Annotated in this window: 7 protein-coding genes and 1 pseudogene; all 8 read left to right on the top strand. The window is 52.0% G+C overall.

The window, feature by feature from the left end:
• Positions 1 to 530, top strand: a pseudogene (locus tag OEL57_RS12235) (UDP-N-acetylglucosamine 1-carboxyvinyltransferase); the annotation flags it as partial.
• Complete coding sequence (hisG, locus tag OEL57_RS12230) at positions 527 to 1,177, top strand: ATP phosphoribosyltransferase (RefSeq protein ID WP_300740810.1); 651 nt, start codon at positions 527 to 529, stop codon at positions 1,175 to 1,177. The pseudogene OEL57_RS12235 and the gene hisG, both read left to right, overlap by 4 nt.
• A gap of 4 nt (positions 1,178 to 1,181) precedes the next feature.
• Positions 1,182 to 2,480, top strand: a complete 1,299-nt coding sequence (gene hisD, locus OEL57_RS12225) for a histidinol dehydrogenase (RefSeq protein ID WP_300740809.1) — start codon at positions 1,182 to 1,184, stop codon at positions 2,478 to 2,480.
• 9 nt (positions 2,481 to 2,489) lie between these two features.
• Entirely contained in the window at positions 2,490 to 3,590 is a 1,101-nt protein-coding gene (locus tag OEL57_RS12220; RefSeq protein WP_300740808.1) for a PP2C family protein-serine/threonine phosphatase, read from the top strand.
• Entirely contained in the window at positions 3,583 to 4,644 is a 1,062-nt protein-coding gene (locus tag OEL57_RS12215; protein WP_300740807.1) for a serine/threonine-protein kinase, read from the top strand. Before OEL57_RS12220 ends, OEL57_RS12215 begins: the two co-directional genes overlap by 8 nt.
• Positions 4,641 to 5,708 carry a serine/threonine-protein kinase gene (locus OEL57_RS12210; protein WP_300740806.1) on the top strand — a complete coding sequence of 356 codons (1,068 nt, stop codon included), beginning with the start codon at positions 4,641 to 4,643 and terminating at the stop codon, positions 5,706 to 5,708. The genes OEL57_RS12215 and OEL57_RS12210 overlap by 4 nt, the downstream gene beginning before the upstream one ends.
• A 64-nt stretch (positions 5,709 to 5,772) precedes the next feature.
• On the top strand, positions 5,773 to 5,997 hold the full coding sequence (gene brnA / locus OEL57_RS12205) for a type II toxin-antitoxin system BrnA family antitoxin (RefSeq protein ID WP_300740805.1): 225 nt from the start codon (positions 5,773 to 5,775) through the stop codon (positions 5,995 to 5,997).
• Between the two features lie 87 nt (positions 5,998 to 6,084).
• A partial coding sequence (locus OEL57_RS12200; protein ID WP_300740804.1) for a pyridoxal phosphate-dependent aminotransferase occupies positions 6,085 to 6,939 on the top strand: 855 nt, incomplete at its 3' end.

Raw genomic sequence — 6,939 nt, 5'->3', positions numbered from 1 at the left:
CCACTACCGGCGGTGATGTCAAGATCAACGGCATGAAGCTGGAGCATCTGGATGCCCTGACCTTCAAGCTGATGGATGCCGGGGTTGAGATCACCAACCGTAACGGCGTAGTGCGGGTAAAAGGTCCCAAGCGGCCCCAGGCGGTCAACATCAAGACCCGTCCCTATCCCGGTTTTGCCACTGATATGCAGGCCCAGTTCATGGCTTTGATGTGCGTGGCTGAAGGTGCCAGCGTGATTTCTGAAAATATCTTTGAAAACCGTTTCATGCATGTCTCAGAACTGCTACGCTTTGGCGCGGACATCACGGTGGAAGGGAATGCAGCCACGGTCAAAGGGGTTAAAAAACTGTCCGGCGCGCCGGTCATGGCAACTGATCTGCGGGCCTCAGCCTGTCTGGTTCTGGCTGGTCTGGCAGCAGAGGGAACCACCGAGATCCAGCGTATTTATCACCTGGACCGAGGTTATGAACAGATCGAAACCAAACTTGCCGGCCTGGGGGCTGATATCCAGCGGGTGTCTGAACCATGAATAATCAACTGACCATTGCCATCCCCAAGGGACGTATCCTGACCGAGTCGATTGAGCTGTTTGCAAAGATCGGTATCCATCTGGAGAGTATGCTGGAGGATTCCCGCAAGCTGATCTTTGAGTATCCTGATCAAAACCTGCGGGCCCTGATTGTACGGGCCACCGATGTGCCCACCTATGTAGAGTATGGCTGCGCTGATCTGGGGATTGTGGGTAAGGATACCCTGCTGGAACAGGACAAGGACCTTTACGAGCCGTTGGACCTCAAGTTCGGCTACTGCCGGATGATGGTGGCGGAGCCGGTTAACCTGACCAAGAGTGATGATCCCGGCCGCTGGTCCCATATCCGGGTGGCCACCAAGTATCCCCATGTGGCGGAGAAGTACTTTGCCTCCAAAGGGGTGCAAGCAGAGATCATCAAGCTGTACGGTTCCATTGAACTGGGGCCTCTGGTGGGGCTTTCGGAGCGGATTGTGGATCTGGTATCCACCGGGGAGACCCTGCGCCAGAACGGCTTGGTTGAGGTTGAAACCATTGCCGAGATCACCACCCGCCTGGTGGTGAACCGGGCCTCGCTCAAAACCAAGCACCAACGGATCCGCGGGATCATTGACGGGCTTGAACAGGTACTTGCCAACAAGGAGTAAGAACGTGTTGTTTCTTGATATTAATGACACTGATTTTGATACCCGTTTTGCTGCCATCCTGACCCGTGGCGAGGAGACCTCGCTGCAGGTGACTGAGGTGGTGCGGGGGATTATTAAGGATATTCGCAGCAGCGGTGACGATGCCCTGCTGGAGTATACCAATCGCTTTGATCGTCTGGGGTTGGCTGATGCCGCCGGGCTGGAGATCACTTCAGCCGAGATTGAGGCTGCAGTTGCCGCCGTGCCTGCTGATGATCTGGCTGCCCTGCAACTGGCGGTTGAGCGGGTGGCCCGTTTCCATGAAAAGCAGAAGCAACAGACCTGGCTGTCAACCGAAGAGAGCGACATCCTGCTGGGCCAGAAAGTGACCCCGCTTAACCGGGTTGGTATCTATGTGCCGGGCGGCAAGGCCAGTTATCCCAGCAGTGTGATCATGAATGCTGTACCGGCCAAGGTAGCCGGGGTGCGGGAGATCATCATGGTCTGCCCAACGCCGGGTAATGAGATTAATCCGGCTGTTCTTGCCGCAGCAAAACTTGCTGGTGTGGATCGAATCTTCAGGGTGGGCGGGGCTCAGGCCGTGGCAGCCCTGGCCTATGGTACTGCCAGTGTCCCCAAGGTGGATAAAATCACTGGGCCGGGTAATATCTATGTGGCCACTGCCAAACAGCTGGTCTTTGGTCAGGTGGGAATCGATATGATCGCTGGTCCCAGCGAGATTCTGGTGATCAATGATGGTTCCGGCAATCCGGCCCATATTGCGGCTGACCTGTTGTCCCAGGCTGAGCATGATGAGTTGGCCTCATCAATCCTGATTACCACAAACCGTGGTTTTGGTGAAAAAGTTGTGGCTGAGGTGGAGCGCCAGTTGGCGCAGCTTTCCCGCGAGTCCATTGCACGGGCTTCATGGGATAAGTTTGGTGCCGTGATCGTGGCAGGTTCTGTTGAAGATGCAGCCGTTTTTTCCAACCGGATTGCGCCGGAACACCTTGAACTTGCCGTGGCTGATCCGTTTGGCCTGCTGCCCTTGATCGAGAATGCCGGTGCCATTTTCATGGGTCACTGGACCCCGGAGGCAGCCGGTGATTATCTGGCCGGTCCTAACCACACCCTGCCAACTGGCGGTACAGCCCGTTTCTTCTCGCCGCTGTCGGTGGATGACTTTGTCAAGAAATCCTCCATCATCAGCTTCTCTGAGCAGGGACTGAAGCGGCTGGGTAACCGGATTGTACAGATTGCCGGTCTGGAAGGGCTGGAGGCCCATGCGCGGTCGGTCCGTTTGCGGTTGGAAAATCATGGTTAACGGACCTTTATGAATAATACTGCAATAAACGAGATTCAAATCAGTCTCTATCGTTGGTTCATGCGCAGAACTACGTCATCTGCTGTTCGCAAAATTGGCGAAATACCTATAAGTGTCGGCTCCGACATAGGTGCAGTGCGTAACGAGAATCAAGATCGTGTTGCAGTATTAAAAATGCCCTCATTTATTGTTGCAGTACTGTGTGATGGCATGGGTGGAATGTCTGACGGCACGGCATGCGCCGCAAAAGCCGCTGCAAGCTTTCTGGCCACTTGTGTCGCATATCAAAATACTCATGCAGTAATGAGATTGCAGCTTGCTGCGCAAATAGCTAACGACTCAGTCTTCTCACAGCACAGAGGTCAAGGAGGCGCGACTCTGTCAGCCATCCTATTCGATCATTCTGGAATTTTTGGTGTTAATGTCGGAGATAGCAGGATATATGCGATTGGCGAAGGGAAGCTGGAGCAGCTGAGCACAGATGATACTATGAATGGGGTGCTGCAAAGAGCCGACAATAATCCTCATCCTCGGAATGAGCTGATCCAGTTTATTGGTATGGGAGGCGGTATTGAGCCGCACATATTTTCTATTCGTGAGTCCTATGATTGCATGATGTTGACCAGCGACGGCGTTCATTATATCGACAAACAGGTCATGAAGTCGATTGTTCAGCATGCAAAAGAATCGGCCTTGGCCGTCAGGAGGCTGATCGAAGTCGCCAAATGGTGCGGCGGTCGGGATAATGCTAGCCTCGCAATTGCCTCTCCATCTGTCCTACAGGCTCAGTTATTCGATGAAACGGGTGTTGTCCAGATATGGGATCCGTTTGGTGAACTGCAGATCATAAACGCTGAAATAAGTGGCAACGTACAGGCTGAGCCCAGACAATCGCTGGATAAAAAAACGGTGGTTCAAAAGGTAGTAGAGCAGATAGCTCACCCGGATAAGCTGCTGAAAAAGAAACGTCCTACCAAAAAGAAAACAGCCGAAAAAGTTGTCCCGAAAGTTGCCGATGCCAATACCGATACCGTTGATACTGAAAGCGAACAGCCGCCCCTGAAGATTTTCTTCAAGGGCAATATGGATAAGGACGACAAGCATGTCTGAACTGCCGCAACGTTATATACCGCTTGGCGGCTCGGACAGCGGCGGCTTCAGCACGGTTATCTATTGTACCGACACCCACCTTGACAGAAAGGTGGCTATTAAATTTATTCAGGATGAGGCAGAGCAGAAACTTATCCTGAAAGAGTTGAGCGCCCTATTGAAGATGCGCTCCAAGCATGTGGTGCAGGTATATGATATAGTCACTGACGAAAAAGATGCCCTAGGCATTGTGGAAGAATATATCGAGGGTGATTCTTTATGGGATAGCGATTGTCCCGCTCAGTCACAGGAAGCCTACCTGAAGACGCTTTGGCAGGTCGCCGCAGGTATTGCCGACATGCATGAGGCGGGGGTGATTCATCGTGATATCAAGCCTAACAACATGAAGCTCGATCCGGAAGGGGTTGTGAAGATTTTTGATTTCGGGCTGGCCAAACAATGCGGAATAGATGCGCATACCAAAGGGTTCAAGGGCACTCTTGGTTTTGCTGCACCAGAGCTGTTCAATGATGCTACAATCGCCATTTCACCGGCTATCGATACCTATGCCTTTGGTGCCACAGCTCTTTTTCTCGCGTGTAAAAATTTGCCGGCAAAGATGAAGATGATGCCACCGTTGCCAATTACGGATGATAAATTTTCCGGGCTACCGGTTGAAATCCACACGGAATTGAAAAGCCTGTTGAATGCATGTCTTTCCTATAAACCCAAGGAAAGGCCGTCAATGGTCACTGTGCGTGACGAACTGGCCCGACATTTGTTGGGGTGGAAGCATCAAGCTCTTGCAGTATATCAAGGTAAATCATACCTACTAAATGTTAGGAACCCTTCGGTCGAGTTGAATGCTACCGGTGTTGGCAAGGTCGAGATTCTCTACACTGGTCTGAAGTTCATCGTCAGCGTTGCCGTTGGTGAGGTGTTCATCAACAATAGTCCTGCTATACCCGGTGAGGAAATCCCCGGCTCTTGCGTAGTGGCGTTGGGGGCGGCGCATCACGGCAGCAGTCGCGTTTACATCACCTTTGATATCGCAAATCCGGAGGTGGTGTTATGAGTGGGCCGCATAGTGCAGGTGATCTCATCGGCGGGCGTTATGAGATTCTTGGCGATGCTGGAGAAGGCGGTATGCAGTACGTCTATGCTGCTAAAGATCATGTTCTCAAGCGCCAGGTTGCCCTTAAAACACCGAAGAACGATTCTGCCAGAAAACGTTTTCAGCGAAGCGCCATAGTTTCAGCACGAGTTACCCATCCTAATGTAGCAAAAACGCTTGATTACGTTGATGACGGGCAGCGACAGTATCTTGTTGAAGAATTGATTGCAGGTACTGATTTGGATAAAGCTCTTCTGGTACGGACGCCGCACCTCGACCCTTATCTGGCAGCTAGGATTTTTCATCACTTAGCAAAAGGATTGGCGGCCTCACATCATGCCGGTGTTGTGCACCGTGATCTCAAGCCGTCAAATGTCATGGTTACCGGTGGATATCAGTTGGACGCTATCAAGATTACCGATTTTGGTATTGCCAAAATGGCGGACGAAGAGATTGCGGAAGCCGTTGAAGGGGGCGGTGAATCGATTTCTGCGTCACGCACTGTGGTAGGTGCGCTCCCCTACATGGCACCCGAGGCCATTGAAACTCCGCGTGAGGTTGGCAAGTCTGCTGATGTCTGGTCAATAGGTGCGATGATGTACGAACTGCTGACCGGAAATGTGCCATATGGTAAAGGCTTGCAGGCTGTTACCAAAATAATTGCAGCAGCACCGCCTGAGTTTCCCGGCTTCATGACCGCTAATCCTCAGTTTGCCACGCTCTCCAAACAGTTAATTCAGATTGTACTACAATGTCTGCAAAAGGATCCAGCGACCCGCCCAACGGCGGATACACTGGTTGAACAGTGCGGTATGCTCTGTTACCCCGTGGAGCCTAGGTTTTTGGGGTATGTTCGAGAAATACGGCATAGGGCGTGGGGGTTTGTCGTAGTGGATGATGAAGATGTCTTTTTCCACTTTGATTGTGTTTATGGTGACAAACCCGTTCTTGGTGATAATGTCATGTTGTCAAAATTCCGTGGGGGCGGTGCTTGGCGAGCATTGCCGGTGGTGAAGATGCAATAAGATGACTATTTGATGTGATAAATCCTTTCGGTGCGTCGCTCCCGAAAGGAAGAGGTAGCTATTTATGAAGGCTGAAGAGTTTGATAAAAAATTTGACGATAACGAGGAGATTGCCGGCCATCTTGATCTTTCCAGGGCTCGTCGACCAGAGCAGGAACAAAAACGGGTAAACGTTGACTTTCCAATCTGGGTGATTCAGCAGTTGGACAAGGAAGCGAAACGTTTGGGGGGTCCTCGCCAGTCAGTTATCAAGGTTTGGGTTGCCGAACGGCTTAGAAAGGCAGCTTAGGCCTGTATTTGCAGAAACAGAACAAATAGATTGAGAACAGATTCTTGCTTGAACGCCACTCTTTTGCGTGCTATTCCAGAGAACATTATGAAAACCATTTTTCTCCGTCCCTCCATCGCATCCATGGCAGGCTATGTGCCCGGCTTTCAGCCACCGGACATCGCTTCCTGGATCAAGCTGAATACCAATGAAAATCCCTATCCACCATCGCCAAAGGTGAAAGAGGCAATTCTGGCAGAGCTGGGTGATGATGCCGCCAGCTTGCGGACTTACCCCAGCGCCTCCAGCGAGAAGCTGCGCCAGGCTGCGTCAGAATTGTACGGTTTTGATACCTCCTGGATCATCATGGCCAATGGCTCGGATGAAGTCTTGAATAACCTGATCAGGGCCTGTGCCGGGGAGGGGGAGGAGATCGCCTATGTGCATCCTTCCTACTCCTATTACGCCACCCTGGCTGAGATCCAGGGTGCGAAGGTGCGTACCTTTGGCCTGACCGACGACTTCAGGATTGCCGGTTTTCCTGAGCGTTACAGCGGCAAGCTGTTCTTTCTGACTACCCCCAACTCACCGCTGGGGGTTGCCTTTCCCTTGGATTATGTGGAAGAGCTGGCAACCCGTTGTGATGGCCTGCTGGTGGTGGATGAGGCCTACGCCGACTTCAATGATTGCAATGCGCTTGATCTGGTACGACGTTATCCCAATGTGGTGGTAACCCGTACCCTGTCCAAGAGCTATGCCCTGGCTGGTATGCGGCTTGGTCTGGCCATTGCCCGGCCTGAGATTGTTGTTGCGCTGGATAAAATTCGTGACCACTATAACCTGGATCGTCTGGCCCAGGCCGCCTGTGTTGCAGCCCTGCAGGATCAGGAGTACTTCGGAAAACGACGTGATCAGGTGGTGGCAACCCGGAACTATTTCGTAACAGAGTTGCAATCTCTGGGA

Source organism: Trichlorobacter sp., from assembly GCF_030247655.1.
Taxonomy (GTDB): Bacteria; Desulfobacterota; Desulfuromonadia; order Geobacterales; family Pseudopelobacteraceae; genus Trichlorobacter.
The sequence above is the reverse complement of the archived record's forward strand: the minus strand, read 5'-3'. Positions and strand labels throughout refer to the sequence as shown.

Coding starts and splice junctions, on each gene's coding strand:
- OEL57_RS12220 (WP_300740808.1), top strand. CDS start 2,490: ATGAATAATACTGCAATAAACGAGATTCAAATCAGTCTCTATCGTTGG.
- hisG (WP_300740810.1), top strand. CDS start 527: ATGAATAATCAACTGACCATTGCCATCCCCAAGGGACGTATCCTGACC.
- OEL57_RS12210 (WP_300740806.1), top strand. CDS start 4,641: ATGAGTGGGCCGCATAGTGCAGGTGATCTCATCGGCGGGCGTTATGAG.
- brnA (WP_300740805.1), top strand. CDS start 5,773: ATGAAGGCTGAAGAGTTTGATAAAAAATTTGACGATAACGAGGAGATT.
- OEL57_RS12215 (WP_300740807.1), top strand. CDS start 3,583: ATGTCTGAACTGCCGCAACGTTATATACCGCTTGGCGGCTCGGACAGC.